Origin of the sequence: Arboricoccus pini, from assembly GCF_900187945.1 — a bacterium.
GTDB classification, from domain to species: Bacteria; Pseudomonadota; Alphaproteobacteria; order Geminicoccales; family Geminicoccaceae; genus Arboricoccus; species Arboricoccus pini.
This window is the reverse complement of sequence record NZ_FYEH01000001.1, coordinates 405,796-429,421: the sequence shown is the minus strand read 5'-3', so window position 1 is coordinate 429,421 and position 23,626 is coordinate 405,796. Positions and strand designations below refer to the sequence as shown.

Sequence of the window (23,626 nt, the reverse complement as noted above, 5' to 3'; positions counted from 1 at the left end):
CCAATTTGTTGCCGGAACAAGCTCTAGCCCCGAGCCGATAGGGCGCCAATTTTCGAGGCTCACGAGTTGCTGCAAGGAGGCCGGCGGCGCATGGACACGATGGATGGGCACCCGGGCATTGATTCGTCGACCGGACAGAGCATGGCACTGGGGCCAGTCGGCCTCGTTGTGGCAGATCTAGCGCGCGTGGCTGACTTCTACGAGACGCTCGGGCTCCGCCGGCTGCCAGACCAGGACGGATCGCGCGTCCTTGGCGCGGGCGGGCGACCACTCGTCGTACTGCGCGAGGTGAAGGGTGCGACCCGCGACCAGCGGGAGGCCGGCCTCTTCCACCTTGCGCTCCGCGTGCCGGATCGACGAACGCTGGCGGCCGTACTGCGGTACCTCATCGAGACAAAGATCGGCCTGGACGGCCTGAGCGATCATCATGTCAGCGAAGCGCTCTATCTCCAGGATCCGGAGGGCAACGGCATCGAGATCTATGCCGATCGCCCCCGTGCCGATTGGCATGACGAACAAGGGCGTTTCAGCATGACGACGAAGCGCCTCGATGTGGAGGGGCTGATGAGCGCCACCGGGCACCCGGGAGCGGCACCGCTGCCCGCCGGCACCGACATGGGTCATGTCCACCTGGAGAGCGTCGATCCGGAGACGATTCGCGACTTCTATGGTGATCGCCTGGGCATGAGCCTGATGGCGCGCTATCCGCATGCCGTCTTCCTGGCGCGCGATGGCTATCATCATCATCTGGCCGGCAATGCCTGGAACCGCCGCAGCCGACCGCGCGCTGTGGCGCCGATGACGCAAGGTTTGGATTTCGTCACGATCCGCCTGGCCCCGGGCCTGCTGGCGGCTAACGGCGCGGAGCTTTGCGATCCCTCGGGCGTCAGGGTCCGCCTCGAGGCGCTCTAGTCCGCGGCCCGGCCGCGGGTGGCGGCGATCGGCTGAGCGTATTGCGGCTCACTGTCCCAGGGGAAGAGGATCCAGGTATCCTGGCTCACCTCGGTCACGAAGGTGTCGACGACCGCCCGGCCGGAGGGCTTGGCATAGACTGTGGCGAAATGCGCCTGCGGCAGTTTCTCGCGGATGACACGACCGGTCTTGCCGGTATCGACCAGGTCGTCGATCACGAGCCAGCCGGCACCGTCGCCCTCCTTGTCCTTTAGGACAACCATTTCCCGCTGCTGGGTGTCGTCGTAGGAGCTGATGCCGATCGTGTCGATCAGCCGGATATCTAGCTCGCGGGCGATGATATGGGCAGGGACCAGCCCTCCTCGCGTCACGGCGACGATGCCCGTAAACGGCCCCTTTTCCGCCAGGCGCCAAGCCAGAGCCTTGGCGTCGCGGTGAAGCTGGTCCCAGGAGACCGGAAAATAGCGCAGCGGCCGATCGCTCATCATTACCTGCCAGATCGCACACCTAGCGGTTCAAGACAGGTGGGCGCAGGATATGTCAAGCTTGTCGCACCGCCTTCATGAAGCGTTCGTTAGCTTGACAGGGCAGCACCCCCTACATAGGTTTCGCGCGCTTTGACTTTGGGCTTCGTGGTGACGAGCATGAACACGGATGACCGAGGTCAGGGTGATGACGGGCAACGATAAACCGCCTTCGTTCGACGATTTTGATGCGCGGCTGGCCAAGATGAACAAAGGGCCAGACGCAAGAAAAGGCTCCGGCAGCGGGGCCAAGAACTCCGGATGGGGCCAAGGGCTCCAGGCGGGCATCGAAATCCTGACGGGCGTAGGCGTCGGCGCTCTCATCGGCTATGGCCTTGATTCATGGTTCGGCACGCGGCCTTGGCTGTCGATCGTGTTGTTCGTGCTGGGTGGTGCGGCTGGGCTGTTGAACGCCTATCGGCACCTGCAGCAGACGGCGAACACGAAGGACGAGCCCTGACCACGTAGATTGTAGAACGCATCGCAGGGCGCCTTGGGCGGCCCGGCCTGCACCGGGAGGGAAGCTTGGATCCGCTGCATCAGTTCAACATCGTCCCGTTGCTCGGGATTCAGATCGGCGGCCTGAACCTCTCGTTCACGAACTCTGCTTTCTGGATGCTGATCACGGTCCTTCTGGCCTACGGGCTGGTCATGGCGGGCAGCCGGCAGCGTGCCCTGGTGCCCGGCAGGCTGCAGTCGATCGTGGAGCTCGGCTACGAGTTCGTGGCTGGCATGGTCCGCGACAACGCTGGCAAGGAGGGGATGCGCTACTTCCCGGTCATCTTCTCCCTCTTCATGTTCGTCCTGATCGGCAATCTCGTGGGCATGCTGCCGATCCCCGGGCATTTCACCTTCACCAGTCACATCATCGTCACCTTTTTCATGGCCGTATGCGTGATCATCGGCGTGACGGTGGTAGGTTTTATGGTGCACGGCACGCATTTCCTGCACTTCTTCGTGCCGCCGGGCGCGCCCAAGCTCATGATACCGATCATGGTGCCGATCGAGATCCTTTCCTACCTGGTGCGGCCGATCAGCCTCTCCGTACGTCTCTTCGCCAATATGATGGCCGGCCACACCATGATGGCGGTGTTCGTCGGCTTCATCGGCCTCATGGGTATCTTCGGCATTGCTCCCTTGCTCATGGTCGCCGTCCTGACGGCCTTCGAGATCGGGATTGCGATCATCCAGGCCTACATCTTCACTGTCCTGACCTGCCTCTATCTGCACGACGCGTTACACATGCACTGAGGCCAGCTTGCGCCGCGAGGCGCTCCGGACGGCAGCCCTTTCACCCACCCCCTTCGACTTATTAATGCGAGGAGATACCTCATGGACGCTGAAGCAACCCGCCTGCTTGGTGCCGGCCTTTCGACCTTCGCCCTGTTCGGCGTCGGCCTCGGCATCGGCAACATCTTCTCAACGCTGATCTCGACCGTCGGCCGCAACCCCTCGGTCCAGCAGCGCGTCTTCCCCTATGCCATCATCGGCTTCGCCTTGGTGGAAGCGGTCGGCCTCTTCGCCCTCCTGATCGCCTTCCTGATCCTTTTCGCCTGATCTGGTTGGGTGACGTGTCCGGCGGCCCAGCCGCGGGCACGTCGATCCATCCTGCCAGCATCGAGGCTAAAGGCATGATCAATTTGGTACGCGGTCTAAGGACCAGCCGAATCTTCGCCACGTGCCTGGGCTCGGCGCTGAGTGCCGCCGCATTCGTGCCGGCGGCGCTGGCCGAGGACGTGGCCGAAGGGGAACACGCGAGCCGTGGCTTGCCGCAGCTCAATCCCGCGACGTTCGCCAGTCAGATCTTCTGGCTCATCGTGGCGTTCGTCCTTCTCTATTGGCTCTTGAGTCGCAAGGCACTCCCGCGCGTCGCCGAGACGCTGGAGACGCGCCACGCGCGCATCACGGCGGACCTCGACCGCGCCGGCCAACTTCGTGCGGAGGCGGCCCAGGCGCTGCAGAGCTACGAGGACCTTCTGGCCGACACGCGCAGCAAGGCCTCAGCAGAAATTGAGCGGACGCGGGAAGAGGTCCTGAGCGGGCTCGCCAAGCGCCAGGCGGAGCTTGATGCTGAGTTGGGCGCCCGCATCCGCTCGGCCGAGGAGCGCATCGAGGAGGCACGCTTGGCCGCGCTGCAGGAGATACGCAGCGTTGCGGCGGACGCGACGCGCGCGGCGGTCAAGCGCCTGGCCGGCATCGATGTCAGCGAGGCCGATGCACTGGCCACCGTCGACAGGTTGAGAGGAGCCTAGGCGCCATGGAATATTTGTGGCTCTTCATTGCCTTCGTCATCATGGTCGTCGTGCTTTGGCGGCCGGTAAAGAAGGGCGTTATCGGGGCGCTCGATGCCCGTGCCGAACGCATCCGACACGATCTCGATGAGGCGCAGCGTCTCCATGAGGAGGCCAAGGCTCTGCTCGCGCGCTATCAGCAGCAATTGAGCGATGGCGAGGGCTTGGCGCGTGAGATACGCGCCAACGCCGAGGCGGAACGCCAGCGTCTCGAAGTCAAGCTGCGGCTGGAATTCGAGGGGATGAGCGAAAGGCGCACGCAGCAGGCACTGGACAGGATCGCCCAGGAAGAAGCGAAGGCACTGGCAGACCTGCGGGGTCAGGCCGCCAATTTGGCGATCGTGGCGACCCGCGAGCTGATCGGCCAGAATCTGGACAAGGCCAAGGCGAACCGTTTGATGGCCGACGCCATCGCCGAGGTGCAGCGCAAGCTTGCTTGAGAGCGAAGTCCGCCCTCCAAAGCCCCGCCTCGCCAGAGCGAGACGGGGCTTTTTCTTTACCCGGGGCAGGCGCAAATTGTGCCGCATGCGCGATGAGGCAGGCCAATGACGAACCGCGGCGACCTTCTACCGCCAAGCACCGACGATCTAGCGGCAATGGCGACAGCGATCATCGATTCGTTCCCACCCTCCTTTCAAGCGCTGATCCGCACGATCCCCGTCCGCGTCCAGGAGTGGCCCGAGGAGGCGCAGCTGGCCGAGCTCGGCCTGGATGACCCGCTCGATCTCACCGGCCTTTATGCGGGCGTGCCACTTGGCCATGGCGACGGCTCGCGGCTGCCCCGTTCCGAGCCCGACATGATCTATCTCTTTCGCCAGCCGATTCTGTTCGAGTGGTGTCAGCGCGGCAGCGCGATTAGCGACGTCGTCTTCGATGTGCTGACGCATGAGATCGGTCATCACTTCGGCATGGACGAAGCGGCGGCGCGGCGCCTTGAGGAGGGCGATCCAGAAGGCTGAAGGTATATGGGAATATTTTCTTGTGAAACGTTGGCTCACGGTGTACCAGGTATTTACACCTAGACCACCGAGTGTCTTCCATGAGCCGCCTTCTGGGCTTTTTCGAATTCCTGGGTCTGCGCGGCTGGCTGTTCCTGCTTGTCGCCTGCTCGACGCTGCCGCTCACTGGAGCACTCCTCTGGTCGGCCGTGGAAACCAGGGATGTCATGACGAGGGATGCGGTTCAGGCCATGAACGAGCGACTCGTTCGCGCGAGCGCTCTCTTCGAGAGCGAGGTGTCCAAGCTCCTGGGCCTACTGGACGCGGTTTCGCGTGACCGGCAATTGCTGTCGGTCTCACCGGAAGATTGCGATGCGCGGATAGCGCGGATAGCGCGGATACGCGGCGATTTTACCCCCCTTTCGGGTCTGTTCATATTCGATGTCGACGGCACCATGCTCTGCGGCTACCCACCGCTGTCCGAGGCGGTCAATGTCGGTGATAGGGATTATTTTCTAACCGCGCGAGAGAGCCAGGGCCCTGTGCTGGGCAAGCCAACGTTAGGTCGCGTCACAGGCCGACCGATTCTGCCTTTTGCCACCTGGCTGCCCGCCGACGAGCATGACCGCAATCCGCGCTATGGTATCGCTGGGAGGGTAGATCTCGATGAACTGCTCGACCGGCTGAGTCTTGGCCTGGGCCTGCCGTTATTGCAACTGACCCTTTGGAACGCGAATGGTATCCTGGTCGGCAATGCTTCGACACCCGGTCTGGACGACGACCGACGCCGCCCGCCCCCCGACCTCGTCATGAGCCTCATGGCCGATCCGCGCCGCCAGGGCGTAATCTCGACACGACATGCCGACAGGTCGCACCTCGCCTACGCATTCATCAAGATCGAGCTCGCGTCAGGGCCCTTATGGCTCGTGGCGGACGCGCCGATCGGCGAGATCTTCAATGCGGTGCACCTGATATTCTACCGGACGCTCATCGCATCGACGCTTATTACCGTCATCGCCATGACCCTGGGTCTTGTCATGGCCCAGCTTGCGCTACGCGCGCCTATCTTACGCATCGCGGCGACGACGCATGCCCTGGAGCGCCGTTATCTCGCTTCGCGCGTGGGACGGATCCACGGCGTGCGGGAGCTCGTCGACCTGGCCCGGCATGTCGATCATCTGGCCGAAGCCATCGAGCGCCAGCAGCGCTCCCGGCTTGGCCCGAACGACCTGAGCTGACACGCATCTGCGGAGGCTGCGCGCCTACCGTCCGTAAGGCGCAATCTTGCGACGATCGCTCCCCAACTCGCATCACCCGGGCTCTGCCGGGGCCATCGCCAAGCCTGACATGCTCGTCCCCGCCATGCCGGCCGCTCTCGACGACTTGCCCTCCTCTTTGGCAAATAGCCGTATCCCGTATGGAGAGGCCAATGACCATCGCCGTACTCTGCGCCATCCCACACGAACTCGAGCACCTGGCTAGCCGATTGGACCAGATCAGCAGGCTTGAGATCGGCACGCTGCACTTTTTAACCGGACGCCTCGATGCCACGCCTGTCGTGCTCGTGGGTGCAGGGATCGGCAAGGTCAACACGGCCATGGCGACGACACTGCTGGTCGACCGATTTCAGGCCAAGCTCGTCATCTTCAGCGGCGTCGCCGGCGGGCTCGATCCTGCCCTCGCGATCGGCGACATCGTCATTGCCGATCGCACCATCCAGCATGACGCCGGCTGGATCGAGAATGACCGACTACGTACCTATCAGGCAGGCCACGTCCCGTTCTTCAATCCGACCGAGCGATTGGGCTATCCAGCCGATCCGCACCTCCTGGAGCTGGTCCGCCGGGAACTTAAGGGCTTCACGCTGCCGGCCCTGCCGCCGGCGGCAGGGGGGCTGGGCCGGCCGGCGCGGATCGTAACGGCGCCCATTCTTTCAGGCGACCAATATATCCATTGCGAGACGACGCGGCGCCGACTCCATGTCGAATTGAGCGGAGCAGCGGTGGAGATGGAGGGCGGTGCGCTGGCCCAAGTCTGCGAGGCGATGGGCGTCGATTGGCTGGACATCCGTGCATTGTCCGATCTTGCCGGGACCTCGTCGCGCCATGATTTCAACGCGTTTGTCGACGCTGTGGCCGCAAGTTCCGCCCTTATTCTTAGGCGGCTGCTGCCGGCACTCGAGCGTCTCCTGAACTGAGCACCACAGCTCAGGGCCAGGCACTGACTGAAGATTCGATCGTCGGCCGCTCCTGCGCCGGCGGACGCTTGTCGGCGCTGCCAATATAGAGAAACCCGACGATATGGTCGCCGTCGCCGACGCCGAGCCGCTCGCGGATCAAAGGATCCTCGGCGTTGCGGCCGGTTGACCATTTGCCGGCAAATCCCAGGGCATGGGCGGCAACAAGCATGTTCTGTGCTGCAGCCGCCGCCGCGGCGAACTGCTCGATCGCCGGAATCTTGGTGTTTTCCCGCCGAATATCGGTGAGGACGATGATGATGAGGGGTGCTCTACTGGGTGCCTGACGTTGCTTCTCGATATCGGCCGCAGCCACGTTCGGCATGCGGGCAGCGGCCTCTGCCAGCAGATCGCCCAGCGCCGCTCGACCTTCCCCGCTTACGGTAAGGAAGCGCCAGGGCCTTAGCCGGCCGTGATCGGGCGCAGCCAGGCCGGCCTCCAAGATCTGGCGGAGCTGGTCCGCGGACGGGCCGGGTGCGTGCATCATGGCCTGCGGTACCGTCATGCGGGTCGTCAGGGCGAGGATGGCATCCATCATGGTCTCCTGGTCGATGCAAAAGCAGCAATCTTGCCGCTCTCTTTAAGTGGCGGCTTGGCAGATCGGGGGTGTACCCGGCAAGAGGGCGGCTTGCCGGCGAGCGCGCCATGGGCTCGGATCCAGGGACAGGCCCCACCCGGCCGAGGGGCTGCGCGTTCGAGAGCTTTACAAGCGGGCAGGCGCCATGAAAGAAGGGCGCCCATGCAGATCCACAGGCGTTTTGCAGCATTGCCCGGAAATGCCCGTGGCGCCAGTCTGGCCCTCGGCAATTTCGACGGCGTCCATATCGGTCACCGCGCGGTCATCGCCGCGGCCGGTGAAGCCGCGCGCCGGCTGGGCGTCCCCTTGGGCGTCTTGACCTTCGAGCCACATCCTCGCGAGGTGCTGGCGCCTGAGCGAGCGCCGGCCAGGCTCACGACCTTTGCCCGCAAGGTAAGACTGATGGAGGAACTGGGCGTCGAGCAGCTGATCGCCCTGCCCTTCGACCACCGGCTGATGAGCCAGGCGCCCGAGGCGTTTGCCAAGGAGATCCTGGTCGACCTCCTGAGCATCAGGGCCGCGGCTGCTGGCCACGATTTCTGTTTCGGCCATCGCCGCTCGGGCGACATGGCGCAGCTCAGCACGCTTGGCCGCCAGATGGGCTTTGCCGTCCAGAGCGTGCATGGGGTGGAGCTGGACGGCCAGCTGGCGTCCTCGACCCTGATCCGCAAGCTTCTACTCGCCGGGAACCTTGCCGACGCCAACGCGCTCCTGGGAGCCAATTTCTGCACGGGCGGCATCGTCGTGCACGGCGATGCCAGGGGCCGCGAGCTGGGTTATCCGACAGCCAACATTCAGGCGGTCGGACGCAAGACCCTGCTGCCCGCCAACGGCATCTATGCCGTACGAGCGGGCGTGCAGTGGCCAGACGGGCTTCTCTGGTATGATGGCGTCTGCAGCCTGGGCACACGCCCCACCTTCGATGGCAATGACCGTCGACTTGAGGTAAATATCCTGGATGGTCGCTACGACCTTTACGGGCTGAGGATGAAAGTGGAATTCGTCGCGCGGCTGAGGGGCGAGGAATATTTTGCCGACATCGACGCCTTGATCCAACAAATGGCACGCGATTGTGCGAACGCGCGAGCGGCACTTTGTGCGGCCCCTCCTTCGCTCGGCACCGGGAAGGGGCGAATTATCGCCGGCTGAACGAGCCGTCCCGTCTTACGCCCCCCCATCCCTTCCTCGCTATAGATCTTTCCCCATGAGCACTGATTTCCGCACCACCGTCTTCCTGCCGCAGACCGACTTTCCGATGCGCGCCGACCTGCCTAACCGCGAGCCCAGACTGCAGGCTCGCTGGCAGGAGATCGGCCTTTACGAGCGCCTGCGCGAGACGGCCAAAGGGCGGGAGAAATTCGTCCTGCATGACGGGCCGCCTTATGCTAACGGCCATATCCATATGGGCACCGCGCTCAACAAGATCTTGAAGGACGTGGTGGTCAAGAACCAGCAGATGCTGGGCAAGGATGCACCCTACGTGCCGGGATGGGATTGCCATGGCCTGCCGATCGAATGGCAGATCGAGCAGGAATACCGCAAGAAGGGCATGGACAAGGACGCCGTGTCGATCGCGGATTTCCGCCGCGAATGCCGCGAGCACGCGCTACGCTTCATCGACATTCAAAGGGGCGAGTTCATCCGCTTGGGCGTGAGCGGCGACTGGGCCAATCCCTATACGACCATGGCGTTCGATGCCGAGGCCGGTATTTTTCGCGAACTTTCGAAGTTCCTTCTCTCCGGCAGCCTCTATCGCGGCAAGAAATCGGTCATGTGGTCGGTCGTCGAGAAGACCGCGCTGGCCGAGGCCGAGGTAGAGTATCACGACCACACCTCGGTCACGATCTGGGTGAAATTCGACATCGTCCGGCCCTCGCATGCCGAACTTGAAGGGGCCAAGGCGGTCATCTGGACGACGACGCCCTGGACCATGCCGGCCAATCGCGCCATCGCCTACGGCCCGCTCATGGACTATGCCGTGATCACCGTTCAGGCCGTCGGCGCCGACTCGCTGGCCAAGCCCGGGGAACGGCTTCTTTTGGGCCTGGATCTCATCGAGGAGGTCGCCAAGGCGGCCGGGATCACCGAATGGTCGACAGGGCCCGTCCTTAAGGGAACGGCCCTTGAAGGGACGATCGCGCGCCACCCGTTCGCCGGGCTCGAGGGCGGCTATGGCTTCGAGGTCCCCCTCCTCTCGGCCGACTATGTGACGACCGACCAAGGGACCGGCCTCGTCCATACCGCGCCGACCCATGGCGAAGACGATTTCAACACCGGCCTGAAATACGGGCTCGAGATCCCCGACACCGTCGCTGGCGACGGGACCTATACCGAGGAAGCACCGGGCTTTGTCGGCCTGCACGTGTTCAAGGCGGCCGAGCCCGTGATCGAGGCGCTGGTGGCCCGCGAAGCGCTCTTGGCGCGCGGCACGCTCGTCCATTCCTATCCCCATAGCTGGCGCTCCAAGGCACCGTTGATCTTTCGCGCCACAGCCCAGTGGTTCATCCCCATGGATGGCGAGGACCACCTGCGGCAGAAGGCATTGGCGGCGATCGACACGACGCGCTTCGTGCCGGCGCGCGGCAAGAACCGCATTCGCTCGATGGTGGAAAGCCGTCCCGACTGGAACATCTCGCGCCAGCGAAGCTGGGGTGTGCCGATCGCCGTCTTCGTTGAAAAGGCGTCGGGTGCCGTGCTGCGCGATCCCGAGGTCGTCGAGCGCATTGCGCAGGCCTTCGAGACGGAGGGCGCAGATGCTTGGTGGACGCGCGACCCGCAATTCTTCCTGGGCGATCGCTATCGACTGGAAGATTTCGAGAAGATCGACGACATCCTGGACGTCTGGTTCGATTCGGGCTCGACGCACGCGACGGTCTTGGAGCAGCGGCCGGAGTTGAAATGGCCGGCCGACCTTTATCTCGAGGGCTCGGATCAGCATCGCGGCTGGTTTCATTCGAGCCTGCTCGAGAGTTGCGGCACGCGCGGGCGCGCACCCTATGACGCCGTTTTGACCCATGGCTTCGTCGTCGACGCCGAGGGCCGGAAAATGTCGAAATCCCTGGGCAACACGCTTTCGCCCATGGATCTGATGAAGACGCATGGCGCCGACATCCTGCGGCTCTGGACCGTGAGCTCGGACTATGCCGAGGATATCCGGATCGGAAAGCAGGTGCTGGACGGCACGGCCGACGCCTATCGCCGGCTTCGTAATACGCTGCGCTACATCCTGGGCAATCTTGCAGGCTTCAACGAGACGGAACGTCTCGAGGTCGAGAAGATGCCCGAACTGGAGCGTTGGGTGCTGCACCGGCTGACCGATCTCGACCGGGCGGTGCGCGAGCTTAACGCAAGCTTCGACTTCGCCGCGCTTTACAAGGCGATTCATGATTTTTGCGCCGTCGACCTCTCGGCTTTCTATTTCGACGTCCGCAAGGATGCGTTCTATTGCGACAGCAAGGATAGCCTGCGTCGGCGGGCCGCACGGACGGTCCTCGACTACCTCTTTGACTGCCTGACGGCCTGGCTGGCGCCGGTCCTTGTCCACACGGCCGAGGAAGCCTGGCTGAGCCGTCATCCCGATGCAGACAGCGTGCATCTCAGGCGCTATCCCGAATTGCCGGCGGCCTGGCGGGACGAAGCGCTGGCCCTGAAGTGGCAGCGGGTGCGCGAGATCCGCCGCGTCATCACCGGCGCTCTTGAGCTAGAACGCAAGGAAAAGCGCATCGGTGCCAGCCTGCAGGCGGCCCCGGTCGTCCATGTGCTGGCGAAGGATGAGAGCCTCCTTAAGGGCATCGACATGGCGGAACTGGCAATCACGAGCGGTCTCGAGCTCTCGACCGCGCCCGCGCCGGCCAATGCGTTCAAGGCGGAGGACGTGGATGGCGTCGCGGTCGAGCCGCGCCTTGCGGCGGGCCTGAAATGCGCCCGCTGCTGGCAGGTGCTGGTCGAGGTCGAGCAATCGTCGAACGGCATCTGCCAGCGCTGTGAGGCGGCCGTCGCCAAGGTGGCCGCCTGATGCGTCGCTTCAGCCCCGGGCTCTTTCTCCTTCTCGTGATCCTGGTCGCCGACCAAGTGAGCAAATGGCTGATCCTCAACCGACTTGCGGCCACGCCCGTGATCGAGCTGACCAGCTTTTTCAACCTCGTCCTGGTTGGCAATCGGGGTATCAGCTTTGGTCTTTTCAACAGCGATGCCGCCCATAATCCCTGGATCCTCAGTCTCCTGGCCCTTGTGATCGGGGTCGGCCTCGTCATCTGGCTGGCGAGGGAGCCACGAAGCCTGCCGAGGTTGGCCATCTTCGCCGTCCTGGGCGGTGCGATCGGCAATGTCATCGATCGGCTTCGCTTCGGATTCGTGGTCGACTTCCTTGATTTTCACCTCAAAGACTATCACTGGCCTGCGTTCAACGTAGCAGACAGCGCCATCGTCATTGGCGCGATCGTCTTGCTGCTCGATGGCCTGCTTCGACAAAATCCGGCAAGATCGGTCTCGCTGGGCCATAAAGCTAAGGAAAAAGGTTGATGCGTTTGCCCGTTCTGGCGCGTCTTGGCGCTTTCTCGCTGCTGACGATCGGCCTCGCAGGCTGCAGTTCGACGGTGCAAGATGCGTTTGGCCTCTCCAAGCGCTCGCCCGACGAGTTTCAGGTCGTGCGCCGCGCGCCGTTGGTCGTACCGCCTGATTATCGTCTGCGTCCTCCGGGTGCCGGGACAGGCACGACGGCGCCCGCTGCCAACTCCACCTCGCAGGACGCCTACACCGCGCTGACCGGCCAGCCGGCCCAGCCCGACACGGCGATGAGCCCGGCCGAACAGACGCTGGTCAGCCAGATGCCGCAGCGCTCCATCCCCGACATCCGCCAGACCGTCAACAACGAAGGCGATCAGGTGGCAACGCTGGACAGGGGCTCCTATCTCTTCCTTTTTACTTGGCAGCGCGCGGACGATCAGGCGCAGGGAACGGTGTTGGATCCGCTGGCCGAAAGCCAGCGGCTGCGCCAGAACGGCATCGTCACGACGCGACGCCTTCAGAGCACACCGCTGCAGCCCTGATCGACGGGGCGCCGACGGCTTGAACTTCGGTCCTCCTGCTGACATCTGTCGAACTGGTCAGGCGTTCGTCGCCACTTTGTCAGGGAGCCGTCTTTCATGACCTTAGCGCTCAACGAGACCGGCACCGACAAGAGTGCCGTGCATCTGTTCGAGCCGGAAAGTTGCACGCTTGCCAATGGCATGGAGGTGGTCGTCATCACGAACCGGCGGGCCCCCGTGGTCAGCCATTGGTGCTGGTACAAGGTGGGCACGGCCGACAGCCCGGCAGGCAAATCGGGCCTGCCGCATTTCGTCGAGCATCTGATGTTCAAGGGGACCAGGAAGGTTCCCCCGGGTGAATTCTCGAAAATCGTCGCCCGTCATGGCGGCGAGGACAATGCCTTCACCTCCCTGGATTTCACCGCGTATTTCCAGACCATCGCGCGCGATCGCTTGCCGATGGTGATGGAGATGGAGGCGGACCGGATGGTCAATCTCGCCCTCCTGGACGAGCACGTCTATCCGGAGCGTGACGTGATCGTCGAGGAGCGCCGCTCGCGCGTCGACAATGATCCAGGCTCGCTCTTGAGCGAGCATCTCTCGGCTGCCCAGTTCCTGCACCATCCCTACCGGCTGCCTGTGATCGGCTGGATGCACGAAATCCAAAGCTATACCCGTGCGGACGTCGAGGATTTCTATGCGCATTGGTATGCGCCCAACAATGCCATCCTGATCGTCTCAGGCGACATCGACATGGCCGAGCTTCTGCCCCTGGCGGAGGCCACGTACGGTAAGCTCTCGCCGCGCGACGTGCCGGCGCGCAAGCGTCTCGTCGAGCCGCCACAACTGGCGGCAAGGCGGCTGGAACTGAAGGATTCCCGCGTGCGCCAGCCGAGCCTGATCCGCTCCTATCTGGCCCCTTCCCTGAATACGCCCGATCCCGTGACTGGCATCGGCGGCGGCGCCAGCAAGGCGCGCAGCTATGCCTTGGAAATCCTGGCTGAGGCCTTGGGCGGCGGTGCCACCAGCCGGCTCTACCAGTCCCTCGTGGTCGAGCGCGGCCTGGCCACGGGAGCCGGGACCTATTACCGCGGGACGGCGCTCGACGAGACCACTTTTAGGGTCGTCGCGGCGCCACGCCCCGAGATCCCGATCGACACGCTTGAGGATGCGCTCGACGAGGTGCTGGCCCAGACGCTTGAGATGGGTGTGACGGCAGGCGAGGTCGCCCGCATTCAAAAGCGCCTGGTGGCCGAGGCGACATTCGCGCGCGACTCGCTGGGCACGGCGGCCCGGGTCTTCGGCGTGGCGCTTACGACCGGCGGCTGCATTGAAGATGTTGAGACGTGGCCCGATGAGATCGCCAAGGTAACGCCCGAAGAGGTGAACCTGATGGCAAGGGAAATGCTGCGGATCGAGCGCTCGGTCACCGGTCGCCTCCTTCCCGATGTCGCCATCAGCGAAAGGGCGGCGGCATGACGACGATGATCAGCGAGCGGACCGCCAACAAGGTTCAGGAGATTCGAACGCGTTCGGGCATTCGCGCCTATCTCATCAACGAGCCCACCCTTCCCTTCATCTCGATGTCGTTCCGCACACCAGCCGGCGCCGCCTTCGATCCGGTCGGCGCCGAGGGCCTGAGCTATATGGCAACCGCCCTCCTCGACGAGGGCGCTGGCAGCTATGATAGTCAGGCATTTCAGGCCGAACTTGAGGACAATGCCATTCGCCTCAGCTTCGATGCCGATCGCGACGCGATCTCGGGCTCGCTGTTGACGCTGAACGCGACACGCGAGCACGCTTTCGAGCTTTTGCGCCTCGCCTTGCACGAGCCGCGCTTCGATAGCGAACCCGTAGCCCGCGTGCGGAGCCAGATCCTGGCCGAGTTGGATCGGCTGGAGACCAGCCCTAATTTCCAGGCCTCACGCGTCTGGTTCGAACAGGCTTTCGCCAGCCATTCCTATGGTCGGCCGACGCGAGGCACGATCGCCAGCATCAAGGGCATGAGCAAGGATAGCTTGAACGGCTTTGTGCGCTCGCGCCTGGCGCGACGTGATCTGGCGATCGGCGTCTCCGGCGACATCACGGCCGCGGAACTGTCAACGCTGCTCGATCGTACGTTCGGTGACCTGCCGGAAACGGTCGCGCTGCCCGCCGTCGGGCCGGCAACGCCGATACTGGGCCAGACCTACATCCTTCCTTTGCCGCTGCCGCAAAGCGTGGTCACGTTCGGCACGACGGGGATCGAGCGGCACGATCCCGACTACTACGCCGCCTATATGCTGAACTACATCCTGGGCGGCGGCGGGTTCAGCTCGCGGCTGATGGAGGAGGTGCGCGAGAAACGCGGGCTTGCCTACTCGGTCTATTCCCAGCTCTACGATACGCGTTTTGCTCCGCTCTGGCTGGGCAGCGTCGCCACCAGCAATGCCCAGGTGGCCCAATCGATTGCTCTCGTCCGCCAGGAAATCGAGAAGCTTGCGGCTGGCGAGATCAGCGAGATCGACCGTGCCAATGCCTGCACCTATCTGACCGGCTCCTTTCCCTTGCGGCTGACGAGCAACGACCAGGTGGCGCGTATGCTTGTCGGCATGATGGCGCACGATCTGGGCGCGGACTATCTGGCGACACGCAACGGCTTCATCGAGGCGGTCACGCTGGAGGATCTGAAAAGGGTGGCGGCGCGCTGCCTCACGCAGCCTCTTTCCGTCTCGATCGTCGGCGCGCCCGAAGGAATCGAGGCCGCGGTCACGCTGCGACGCAAGGACGGGATTAGGCAGGCGGACGAGCCGGTGCTCGCCGATTGAGGCCATCGGGAGCCCTGGGCGCATGAGCCGTATCCGTCGGCTGGATGAGGGAACCATCAACCGGATCGCGGCCGGTGAGGTGATTGAGCGGCCGGCCTCGGTCGTCAAGGAACTCGTGGAAAACGCGATCGACGCCGGGGCCGGTCGCATCGACGTCTTTATCGACGATGCCGGCCGGCGGCTGATCGCCGTAGAGGATGACGGGATCGGCATGTCACCCGAGGAGTTGCCGATAGCCGTGCTGCGGCATGCGACCTCGAAGCTGGTCGACGACGATCTGGTAAGGATCACGACGCTGGGCTTTCGTGGCGAGGCGCTGCCCTCGATCGGATCGATCGCCAGGCTCAGCCTGCGCAGCCGGCCGCAGGGTGCCGCCGAAGGCTTTGAATTGCTCGTCGACGGCGACGAGGTCGGTGCCCTTCGGCCCACGGCCATGCGCCCAGGCAGCCGGGTGGAGGTCCGTGATCTTTTCTACCGCACGCCCGCCCGGCTGAAATTCCTCCGCTCCGACCGGGCGGAGACCCAGGCGATCGTCGAGGTGCTCAAGCGTCTTGCGCTTGCCCATCCAGACATCGCCTTTCGCCTCGTCGCCGATGACCGCCAGCTGCTCGATTACGAGGCAAGGCTGGCGGTGGATGGAGGAGCCCAGGAAGACCGCGTGCGCGCCATCCTGGGCCAGGCGGCTTTCACGAATATGCTCCGGGTGGAAGCCGCGCGCGCGGAGGTTCGCCTCCTAGCCTTCGCTGGCCTGCCTACAGCGGCAAGGGGGGACGGCCGGGCACAGTTTTTCATGGTCAATCGCCGCCCAGTGCAGGATCGGCTGCTGAAGTCGACGCTGCGGGCCGCTTATAGCGACTTGCTCTTCCATGATCGCCAGCCCGTGGCCGCCCTTTTCCTCGACGTCGAGGCCAGTGCTCTCGATGTCAATGTTCACCCAACCAAGGCGGAAATCCGTTTTCGCGCCCCGGACGACGTGCGCGGTCTGATCATTGGCAGCCTGAAGCGGGCCTTGGCCGAGCACGGGCATCGCGCCGATACCGCGCTCGGGCAGGACGCGGCACGGCTGTTTCGCCCAGGGGGTCTGGGACGAGGCTGGCGCGGGCCGGGGCCGGCCGGCCCTGGTCTGATGGAGGCGGCCCTGGCCTACCAGGCCCCTTTGCCGGGCACGGCCGACAGCCACGTCAATGGCGACCTCGCCGAGGCCGGGTTCGCCCCGGGCAGCGCGCCCCGACAGGAGACAAACCCTGAGGGTGAAGACGGCGCGCGCCCGGGGACGGCATCGTCGGCCGATCCCTGGCCGCTCGGCGCCGCGCGTGCCCAACTGCACGAAAATTTCATCGTCGCGCAAACGCGGGAGGGGCTGATCATTGTCGATCAGCATGCGGCGCATGAACGGATCGTCTATGAGCGGCTAAAGGCTGGGCTGCATGCGGGCGGTGTTGCTCGCCAGGCTCTGCTTCTGCCGGAAATCGTCGAGCTTGAGGGGGGCGAGCAGTCGGTGCTGATCGGTCGGGCCGACGAACTCGCGGAATTGGGTCTGGTGCTGGAGGGCTTTGGCGAGGGTGCCGTGATCGTGCGCGAAGTGCCGGCCATTTTGGGCCAGAGCAGCGTCGCCGCGCTCGTCCGCGACCTCGCCCACGACCTCGAGGAGATGGGCCAAGCGGTGCGCCTCAAGGAAGCGATCGACAAGGTGGCCGGCACGATGGCTTGCCATGGCAGCGTGCGGGCAGGACGGCGGCTGACGATCGAGGAGATGAATGCGCTCCTTCGCCGCATGGAGACTACCCCCTTCACTGGCCAATGCATTCATGGGAGGCCAACCTACATATCCCTGGGGTTGGCCGAGATCGAGCGACTGTTCGGCCGCCGCGCCTGAGCGGCCATCCCCCGGCGATACTGCCTTGCGGTGGGCTTGCCTGCCGGACTAGAGAACCGTTCGCTATGGCGGGTCGACGCGCGCGACCCTTCTTGGAGATAGACGATGCCCTATGTGGTGACCGAGGCCTGCATTCGGTGCAAATACATGGATTGCGTCGAGGTATGCCCGGTCGATTGCTTCTATGAGGGCGAGAACATGCTCGTCATCAATCCAGATGAATGCATCGATTGCGGCGTCTGCGAGCCCGAATGTCCGGCCGAGGCCATCCTGCCCGACACCGAAGAGACCGCCGAGAAATGGCTGGAGCTCAATCGTACCTACGCAGAAAACTGGCCGAATATCACGCGCAAGAAGGATCCCCCGCCTGACGCCGACGCGTTCAAGGGCGTCCCAGGCAAATTCGAAGCCTATTTCAAGCCCGATCCCGGCGAGGGCAATTGAGGCTTCCGCCAGTCGTTCATGGCTTTCGATATGACGCCCGCGGCAAGGCGGGCGTCGCGCCAATGCCACGTCCCTTGCTTTGGTGTGGCAAATAACGCTCACTTATGCTAAGGTCCAGCTCGCAATAAGCGTTCCGACCATCGGGCATGTGCCGGCTGAACGTCGCTAGACGTTTCGCTGGATCTTTTGGCGCGCGGATCCAAGATCCGGGCGTTCGTGGTCGTGTCGTTTCTCTGGTACGTCGTGGAAGCCGCTCCCGCCAAGGGCGGCATTTCGTTTGGGAGCAGGTGCCTTATGGCCGTCAAAAAGCAGCTTGCCTTTGCAGAAGGTGACTACATTGTCTATCCCTCGCATGGCGTAGGCCGCATTACCGAGATCGAGAGCCAGTCGATCGCCGGGATCGACCTCGAAATGTACGTGGTTTCCTTCGAGAACGAGCGTCTCATCCTCAGGGTGCCTGTCGATAAAGCGCCTAAATCGGGGATGCGCAAGCTTTCTTCGCGGGAAAAGATTCAGTCCGCGCTCGATGCCCTGAAGATAAAGACGCGGCCACGGCGCAACGTCATGTGGAGCCGGCGCGCTCAGGAATACGAGGCCAAGATCAATTCGGGTGACCCCGTTGCTATCGCTGAGGTCGTGCGCGAGCTGCATCGCGCCGAAGACGCGGAGCAATCCTACAGCGAGCGGCAGATGTATCGTGCCGCCCTCGAGCGGTTGGCACGCGAGGTCGCCGCCATCGATCACATCGACGAGACGGAAGCCAGCCGTCGCCTTGAAAAAGTGCTCTTGCAGGCCGCCTAGCTGCCGCCAGACGACCACGGAGGGGCGCTCAGGCGCCCCGTCTGGCCTCGATCGCATCCCACATCTGCGCCGAGAGATTAACTCCGTCAAAGCGGTCGATTTCCTGGATGCCTGTGGGCGAGGTCACGTTGATCTCGGTCAGGTATGAGCCGATTACGTCGATGCCGACGAAGATCAGGCCGCGCTCCTTCAAATGCGGGCCGATGCGGGCGCAGATCTCGCGATCGCGCTCCGTCAGGACCGCCTTCTCAGCCCGACCGCCCACATGCATGTTGGCGCGCGTCTCGCCGCTGGCCGGCACGCGGTTGACGGCACCCACGGGCTCGCCCTCGATCAGGATGATGCGCTTATCGCCCTGGCGGATCTCGGGGATGTAGCGCTGAACCATCAAGGGCTCCTTGAGAAAGCCCGCAAAGAGCTCAAGGAGACTGCCGAGATTGGTGTCCTCGGGCTTGATATGGAAGACCCCGGCACCGCCATTGCCATAAAGCGGCTTGACGATGATCGAGGGATGCTCGCGGCGAAAGGCGCGAACCTCCTCGGGATCGTAGGTGATCAGCGTCGGCGGCATCAGGTCGTCGAAGAGCGTAACGAAGATCTTCTCGGGCGCGTCGCGCACCGACGCCGGATCATTCACCACCAGCGTCTTGGGATGAATGCGCTCAAGCAGGTGGGTGGCCGATATATAGGCTAGGTTAAAGGGCGGATCCTGGCGCATCAGGACGACGTCGATCTGCTCGAGGTCGATGGTCTCGACGCCGCCGACGGTAAAGTGATTGCCCGTCTCGCGCCGGAAAGTGACCGGGCGCGCCTTGGCCAGGATGCGACCCGAGCGATAGGTGAGGTCCGTCGCCAGATAATGGTAGAGACGATGGCCGCGCGCCTGCGCCTCGAGCGCCATGGCAAACGTGCTGTCACCGGCGATGTTAACCGATTCCAGCGGATCCATCTGGATCGCGACGTCAAGCGGCATGGGCGTCTCCGAAGCTTAGGTCGAGAGGGTGTTTGCCATTGGCCGCCTTCGGCTGGCAAGAGAGGCCGGTATCAGCCAGCTTGAGGAAATCATGATGGGCCAAGCCTACGATCCCAGCAATGTCTTCGCCCGCATCCTTCGGGGCGAGATCCCCGCCCAAAAGGTCTATGAGAGCGCCTACGCCCTAGCCTTTCACGACATCACGCCAGCCGCCGCCACGCACGTGCTCGTGATTCCCAAAGAGGCCCATGTCTCCCTCGTCGACTTCGTCGCCAATGCCAGCCCGGCGACGATCCAGGGCTTCTTCCAGGCGGTCACCGAGACTGCCCGCCTCATGGGCGTGGAAGAGAGCGGCTATCGCATCCTGGCCAATCATGGCCCCAATTCCGGCCAGGAAGTGCCGCATTTCCACGTCCACATCGTGGGCGGCCAACCCCTTGGCCCACTGCTGGCACCTGCCTCGGCCTAGCTTCGCGCCGGTGCTGGGCGGCGGTCGGCCTGATGACAGAGCCAGAGCCAGAACAGACCGCAGCCGGCACCGAAGAGCACGCCCAGGCTGTTGGCCAGCAAATCGCGCGGGTCGGCCGTGCGCCCCGGCACCCAGTTCTGCGTGACCTCGAAGGCCGCCGACACCCCCCAGGTCAGGAACACCACGGCCAGGAAGCGACCTAGGCGATCGGCCATCGTCGCCCCCATGGCCGTGATGGTCGTATAAAGCAGCGCGTGCGCGACCTTGTCGTTCATGTGCCCAGGCGGCGTCAGGCCCGGATCCAGCATCAAGAAGGCCGTCATCCCCCAGCCCGCCAGCCAGAGCAGGGTCAAGACTAGGCGATAGACCTGGCGTTGCTGCCGCAGCATTGCCAGCGCATCGAGAAGCCACGTCATCCCCGTCAACTCCCGCACAACGCCGATCCTGCCACAGCCCACTCCCTGCGATCCCGGCCGGCCCATGTAACCCAAGGTGCGTCTTAGGGCTTTCCAGCTGCGCGAGGCGCACTATCATGACACAGGCCGCCAGCGGGAGGAGCCCTTGCTGCGATATCTCTTTTATCGGCTCCTTTGGATGGTGCCGACCCTGATCATCATCAGCATCGTCACCTTCATCATCATCCAGCTTCCGCCAGGCGACTTCCTGACGACGATGATGAACGAGATGCGGAGCCAGGGCGAAGGGATGCAAGGGCAGCATCTCGACTATCTCCGCCAGCTCTACGGGCTCGACCAGCCTGTCTATATCCAATATTTCCATTGGGCCTGGGGCCTGCTTCAAGGCGATCTCGGCTGGTCCTTCGACTATGACCGCCCGGTCACCCAGGTCATCGGCGATCGATTCCTGATGACCGGCATCCTGGCCTTCGCCACCGTCATCGTCACCTGGGTGATCGCCTTCCCGATCGGCATCTACAGCGCCACCCACCAATATAGCTGGACCGATCACTCCCTCACCCTCCTGGGCTTTCTCGGCCTGGCAACCCCCAATTTCCTCCTTGCCCTCGTCCTCCAATATTATGCCAATCTCTGGTTCGGCTCCTCGGTCGGCGGCCTCGTCGATCCAAGCCTCGTCGATGCGCCCATGAGCTGGGCCAAGTTCGTCTCGGTCCTGGAGCATCTCTGGATCCCCGTCCTCATCATCGGCACCTCGGGCACGGCTGCCATGATACGCCGCCTGCGCGCCAACCTCCTGGACGAACTCCGCAAGCCCTATGTCGTCACCGCCCGCGCCAAAGGCCTCTCCAACTGGACGGTGTTGGTCCGCTATCCCTTGCGCATGTCGCTCAACCCCTTCATCGCCGATATCGGCAATCTGCTGCCGGAGATCATCAGCGGCGGCGCGCTCGTGGCTGTCGTCCTCAGCCTGCCAACCAACGGCCCCATCCTGGTCCGCGCCCTGCAGGCCCAGGACATGTACCTGGCCGGCTCCATGCTCATGCTGGAAGCCATCCTCGTCGTCATCGGCGTCCTGGTCTCGGACATCCTCCTTGCCATCCTGGATCCGCGTATCCGCTTTGGAGGCAACAGCCGTTGAGCTCCGATCAGCCCAGCGCCGATACCGGCCATGACGGCACCCACTGGGTCGACCGCGAGCCTTTCGATACGGATGCTCGCGAGGTCAAGCTCACACCCAAGCAGGAGCGCTTCTACACGGCCTCGCAATGGCAGCTCATCTGGTGGCGCTTTCGCCGCCACAAGATCGCCGTCGTCTCCTTGTGGTTTCTCGGTCTGTTCTATGCCTCGCTTCTCTGCGTCGAGTTCCTGGCCCCCTATTACAAGGACAGCCGCGACCCGACGCACATCTACGCCCCTCCGCAGATGGTCCATCTTTTCCACGAGGGCCGCTTCATCGGCCCCTTCGTCTATGGCATCAGCTACAAGCTGGACATGGACAAACTACAGCGCGTCTATGAGGCCGATCTCGACCGCGTCGAGCCTTTGCGTTTCTTTTGCCGGGGCGACGGCTATCGCTTCTGGAACCGGTTGCCGCTCGATATCCATCTCGTCTGCCCGGCCTCCGGCGGCACGTTCTATTTTCTCGGCACCGACCGCCTCGGCCGCGATCTCCTCTCCCGCATCCTCTATGGCGCGCGCATCTCGCTCACCGTGGGCCTGGTCGGGGTCGCCATAAGCTTCGTGCTCGGCATCACGCTGGGTGGCATCTCCGGCTATTATGGCGGCTGGACCGACAACATCATCCAGCGCACCATCGAGATCATCCGCAGCTTTCCCACCATCCCGCTCTGGCTCTCCCTCTCGGCCGCCCTGCCGATCACCTGGGATCCCATCTGGGTCTATTTCGGCATCACGCTCATCCTGGGCCTCATCGACTGGACCGGACTCGCCCGCGCCGTCCGTTCGAAGACATTGGCGCTACGCGAGGAGGATTTCGCCCAGGCGGCCTATCTCCTCGGCGCCACGCCCGCCCGCATCATCGGCCGCCACCTCGTCCCCTCCTTCATGAGCCACCTCATTGCCTCGGCGACCCTCTCGGTGCCCAGCATGATCCTGGGCGAGACGGCTCTCTCCTTTCTGGGGCTGGGCGTTCGCGCGCCGATGGTCAGCTGGGGCGTGCTGCTGAACGATGCCCAGAACGTCAATGTCGTGGCCCTCTATCCCTGGCTCATGCTCCCCGTCGTCCCGGTCATCCTCGTTGTGCTGGCCTTCAATTTCCTGGGCGACGGCCTGCGCGACGCCGCCGATCCCTATCGCTAGCAGGGATCGCGACGAGTCCTCCCCTGCTGTTCCCGCGAACGAGGTTCAGTCGCGACAAGCCAGATCGGCCGGCATCCGCCGTGCCTGCGGCAAATGCCCGTCACCCACAGCGGTCCGCCTCCGTCCGGGCGCTCAAGGCGGCGGCCGAGCGGACCTGGCAATGGAAGGGGCCGCGGCCGATTGTGCCAGCCGACGGTCACGATCCAGACGGATGGCCGATTGCATCGATTGTGTCGGCCTGTCGTGATAGTGGCGGGCAACGCCGCGCGACAGCTGCTCCAATTCCATCGCCGCTGCCTGTTCACCGCTCGTCGCCCAGCGCTCGGCCTCGGCTGTCAGCCGGCCAGAAAGTGCCTTCAGGGTTCGACGATGAGCCGCGCGCAGACCGCGCAGCCGCGCCAGGGCCAGCGCCTCGGCATCGTCCGCCGTCTCCTTCGTCGCCGCGCAGTGGCTCCATTCGTCGGCCGGGCGGTTAGCGGGTGGTGGCGGTGACTTATGTCGCAAGGGCGAGGGCGGCGAGGGTTCGCTGGCGGCCATCGCCACGACATGTGCCGCAAGGCTCCGCGCCGCATTGCGGCCGCGACCCTGCTCATACAGGACGAACATGGCGACCCGCATGTCGCCGCAATCGATGGCCCGCTCCAGGAGCTCCAGCGCCAAGCCCGCCAGCCTGTCGAGCCTCACCTCCTCGGGTAGGGCCGCCAACTCGCGATAATGCGCGACCAGGACCTGAAACTCCCTGTCGCGCAACAGCTGCTCGATCTCGCGCAGCGACACGCGCTGTGCGGCAGCCACCGCCGCCGGCGCGCGACCGGCACCCAGCGCTTGGGCCGCGTGCCGTCTGTCTCGGCGCGCCCAGAAGGGGTAACGTCGGCGCCGAGCCCTCGGTGTGAGTTCGTCCATCCAGTTCATTCAATGGTGATATTAGGAATTTGATCCTATATCAAGTCCAAAGATGCGCTCTGGGCGCAGGAACACGCCGATCACACCCGACGCGGGTTTCTCATCACCGT

General features: G+C 64.0%; 26 protein-coding genes. 21 read left to right on the top strand and 5 right to left on the bottom strand.

What is annotated here, in order from left to right:
* The first annotated feature begins 90 nt into the window (after nt 1-90).
* The gene (locus CFB17_RS02055; RefSeq protein WP_088559713.1) at nt 91-912 is read left to right on the top strand and encodes a VOC family protein; all 822 of its coding nucleotides are present in this window, start codon (nt 91-93) and stop codon (nt 910-912) included.
* On the opposite strand, the gene gpt is transcribed toward CFB17_RS02055, so the two are convergent.
* Nucleotides 909-1,397, bottom strand: coding sequence for a xanthine phosphoribosyltransferase (gene gpt / locus CFB17_RS02050; protein ID WP_088559878.1), 489 nt, complete (start codon nt 1,395-1,397; stop codon nt 909-911). The two genes, CFB17_RS02055 and gpt, sit on opposite strands and share 4 nt — an antisense overlap.
* Nucleotides 1,398-1,566: 169 nt before the next feature.
* Between gpt and CFB17_RS02045 the strand changes: the two genes are divergently transcribed.
* From CFB17_RS02045 to CFB17_RS02010, 8 genes are all read left to right on the top strand, one after another.
* A complete protein-coding gene (locus tag CFB17_RS02045) occupies nt 1,567-1,896 on the top strand; it encodes an AtpZ/AtpI family protein (protein ID WP_243389669.1) in 330 nt (109 codons plus the stop codon).
* 65 nt (nt 1,897-1,961) lie between these two features.
* Nucleotides 1,962-2,687, top strand: coding sequence for a F0F1 ATP synthase subunit A (locus CFB17_RS02040; RefSeq protein WP_088559712.1), 726 nt, complete (start codon nt 1,962-1,964; stop codon nt 2,685-2,687).
* Nucleotides 2,688-2,768: 81 nt separating this feature from the next.
* Nucleotides 2,769-2,993, top strand: a complete 225-nt coding sequence (locus CFB17_RS02035; RefSeq protein WP_088559711.1) for an ATP synthase subunit C family protein — start codon at nt 2,769-2,771, stop codon at nt 2,991-2,993.
* 74 nt (nt 2,994-3,067) lie between these two features.
* Nucleotides 3,068-3,688, top strand: a complete 621-nt coding sequence (locus tag CFB17_RS02030; protein ID WP_088559876.1) for a F0F1 ATP synthase subunit B family protein — start codon at nt 3,068-3,070, stop codon at nt 3,686-3,688.
* A 5-nt stretch (nt 3,689-3,693) separates the two neighbouring features.
* Nucleotides 3,694-4,167, top strand: a complete 474-nt coding sequence (locus tag CFB17_RS02025) for a F0F1 ATP synthase subunit B family protein (RefSeq protein ID WP_088559710.1) — start codon at nt 3,694-3,696, stop codon at nt 4,165-4,167.
* Between the two features lie 105 nt (nt 4,168-4,272).
* Entirely contained in the window at nt 4,273-4,686 is a 414-nt protein-coding gene (locus CFB17_RS02020; RefSeq protein WP_088559709.1) for a metallopeptidase family protein, read from the top strand.
* A gap of 80 nt (nt 4,687-4,766) precedes the next feature.
* Entirely contained in the window at nt 4,767-5,903 is a 1,137-nt protein-coding gene (locus CFB17_RS02015) for a PDC sensor domain-containing protein (RefSeq protein WP_088559708.1), read from the top strand.
* Nucleotides 5,904-6,094: 191 nt separating this feature from the next.
* Nucleotides 6,095-6,862: a 5'-methylthioadenosine/adenosylhomocysteine nucleosidase gene (locus tag CFB17_RS02010; protein WP_088559707.1), complete on the top strand. Its 768-nt coding sequence runs from the start codon at nt 6,095-6,097 to the stop codon at nt 6,860-6,862.
* 10 nt (nt 6,863-6,872) lie between these two features.
* Here CFB17_RS02010 and CFB17_RS02005 read toward each other — a convergent pair whose 3' ends face one another.
* Complete coding sequence (locus CFB17_RS02005) at nt 6,873-7,436, bottom strand: nitroreductase family protein (RefSeq protein WP_165769372.1); 564 nt, start codon at nt 7,434-7,436, stop codon at nt 6,873-6,875.
* A gap of 204 nt (nt 7,437-7,640) precedes the next feature.
* On the opposite strand from CFB17_RS02005, the gene CFB17_RS02000 reads away from it, so the two are divergent.
* The 9 genes from CFB17_RS02000 to CFB17_RS01960 all read left to right on the top strand — a co-directional run bounded on the left by CFB17_RS02000 (nt 7,641) and on the right by CFB17_RS01960 (nt 18,433).
* Nucleotides 7,641-8,627 carry a bifunctional riboflavin kinase/FAD synthetase gene (locus tag CFB17_RS02000; RefSeq protein ID WP_088559705.1) on the top strand — a complete coding sequence of 329 codons (987 nt, stop codon included), beginning with the start codon at nt 7,641-7,643 and terminating at the stop codon, nt 8,625-8,627.
* Between the two features lie 55 nt (nt 8,628-8,682).
* On the top strand, nt 8,683-11,493 hold the full coding sequence (gene ileS / locus CFB17_RS01995; protein WP_088559704.1) for an isoleucine--tRNA ligase: 2,811 nt from the start codon (nt 8,683-8,685) through the stop codon (nt 11,491-11,493).
* The gene (gene lspA / locus CFB17_RS01990) at nt 11,493-11,999 is read left to right on the top strand and encodes a signal peptidase II (RefSeq protein WP_088559703.1); all 507 of its coding nucleotides are present in this window, start codon (nt 11,493-11,495) and stop codon (nt 11,997-11,999) included. The genes ileS and lspA overlap by 1 nt, the downstream gene beginning before the upstream one ends.
* The gene (locus CFB17_RS01985; protein ID WP_088559702.1) at nt 11,999-12,526 is read left to right on the top strand and encodes a DUF3035 domain-containing protein; all 528 of its coding nucleotides are present in this window, start codon (nt 11,999-12,001) and stop codon (nt 12,524-12,526) included. The genes lspA and CFB17_RS01985 overlap by 1 nt, the downstream gene beginning before the upstream one ends.
* Nucleotides 12,527-12,622: 96 nt before the next feature.
* Complete coding sequence (locus CFB17_RS01980; RefSeq protein ID WP_088559701.1) at nt 12,623-13,984, top strand: M16 family metallopeptidase; 1,362 nt, start codon at nt 12,623-12,625, stop codon at nt 13,982-13,984.
* On the top strand, nt 13,981-15,312 hold the full coding sequence (locus tag CFB17_RS01975; RefSeq protein WP_088559700.1) for a M16 family metallopeptidase: 1,332 nt from the start codon (nt 13,981-13,983) through the stop codon (nt 15,310-15,312). The genes CFB17_RS01980 and CFB17_RS01975 overlap by 4 nt, the downstream gene beginning before the upstream one ends.
* A 22-nt stretch (nt 15,313-15,334) precedes the next feature.
* Nucleotides 15,335-17,188 carry a DNA mismatch repair endonuclease MutL gene (gene mutL / locus CFB17_RS01970; protein ID WP_088559699.1) on the top strand — a complete coding sequence of 618 codons (1,854 nt, stop codon included), beginning with the start codon at nt 15,335-15,337 and terminating at the stop codon, nt 17,186-17,188.
* A 105-nt stretch (nt 17,189-17,293) separates the two neighbouring features.
* Entirely contained in the window at nt 17,294-17,632 is a 339-nt protein-coding gene (fdxA, locus tag CFB17_RS01965) for a ferredoxin FdxA (protein WP_088559698.1), read from the top strand.
* 294 nt (nt 17,633-17,926) lie between these two features.
* Complete coding sequence (locus CFB17_RS01960) at nt 17,927-18,433, top strand: CarD family transcriptional regulator (RefSeq protein WP_088559875.1); 507 nt, start codon at nt 17,927-17,929, stop codon at nt 18,431-18,433.
* Nucleotides 18,434-18,461: 28 nt separating this feature from the next.
* Here the strand turns inward: CFB17_RS01960 and gshB are convergent, their stop codons facing one another.
* On the bottom strand, nt 18,462-19,406 hold the full coding sequence (gene gshB / locus CFB17_RS01955; RefSeq protein ID WP_088559697.1) for a glutathione synthase: 945 nt from the start codon (nt 19,404-19,406) through the stop codon (nt 18,462-18,464).
* A 94-nt stretch (nt 19,407-19,500) separates the two neighbouring features.
* Here gshB and CFB17_RS01950 point away from each other — a divergent pair, with 94 nt between their 5' ends.
* Nucleotides 19,501-19,875 (top strand): HIT domain-containing protein, encoded by a 375-nt coding sequence (locus CFB17_RS01950; protein WP_243389668.1) that lies wholly within the window; start codon nt 19,501-19,503, stop codon nt 19,873-19,875.
* Here the strand turns inward: CFB17_RS01950 and CFB17_RS01945 are convergent.
* Nucleotides 19,872-20,291, bottom strand: coding sequence for a VanZ family protein (locus tag CFB17_RS01945; protein WP_165769371.1), 420 nt, complete (start codon nt 20,289-20,291; stop codon nt 19,872-19,874). The genes CFB17_RS01950 and CFB17_RS01945 overlap by 4 nt on opposite strands.
* A 145-nt stretch (nt 20,292-20,436) precedes the next feature.
* Here CFB17_RS01945 and CFB17_RS01940 point away from each other — a divergent pair, with 145 nt between their 5' ends.
* The gene (locus CFB17_RS01940) at nt 20,437-21,432 is read left to right on the top strand and encodes an ABC transporter permease (protein WP_088559873.1); all 996 of its coding nucleotides are present in this window, start codon (nt 20,437-20,439) and stop codon (nt 21,430-21,432) included.
* Complete coding sequence (locus tag CFB17_RS01935; protein ID WP_088559695.1) at nt 21,429-22,613, top strand: ABC transporter permease; 1,185 nt, start codon at nt 21,429-21,431, stop codon at nt 22,611-22,613. Before CFB17_RS01940 ends, CFB17_RS01935 begins: the two co-directional genes overlap by 4 nt.
* A 132-nt stretch (nt 22,614-22,745) precedes the next feature.
* On the opposite strand, the gene CFB17_RS01930 is transcribed toward CFB17_RS01935, so the two are convergent.
* Nucleotides 22,746-23,516, bottom strand: coding sequence for a hypothetical protein (locus CFB17_RS01930; protein WP_133063815.1), 771 nt, complete (start codon nt 23,514-23,516; stop codon nt 22,746-22,748).
* Nucleotides 23,517-23,626: the final 110 nt, after the last annotated feature.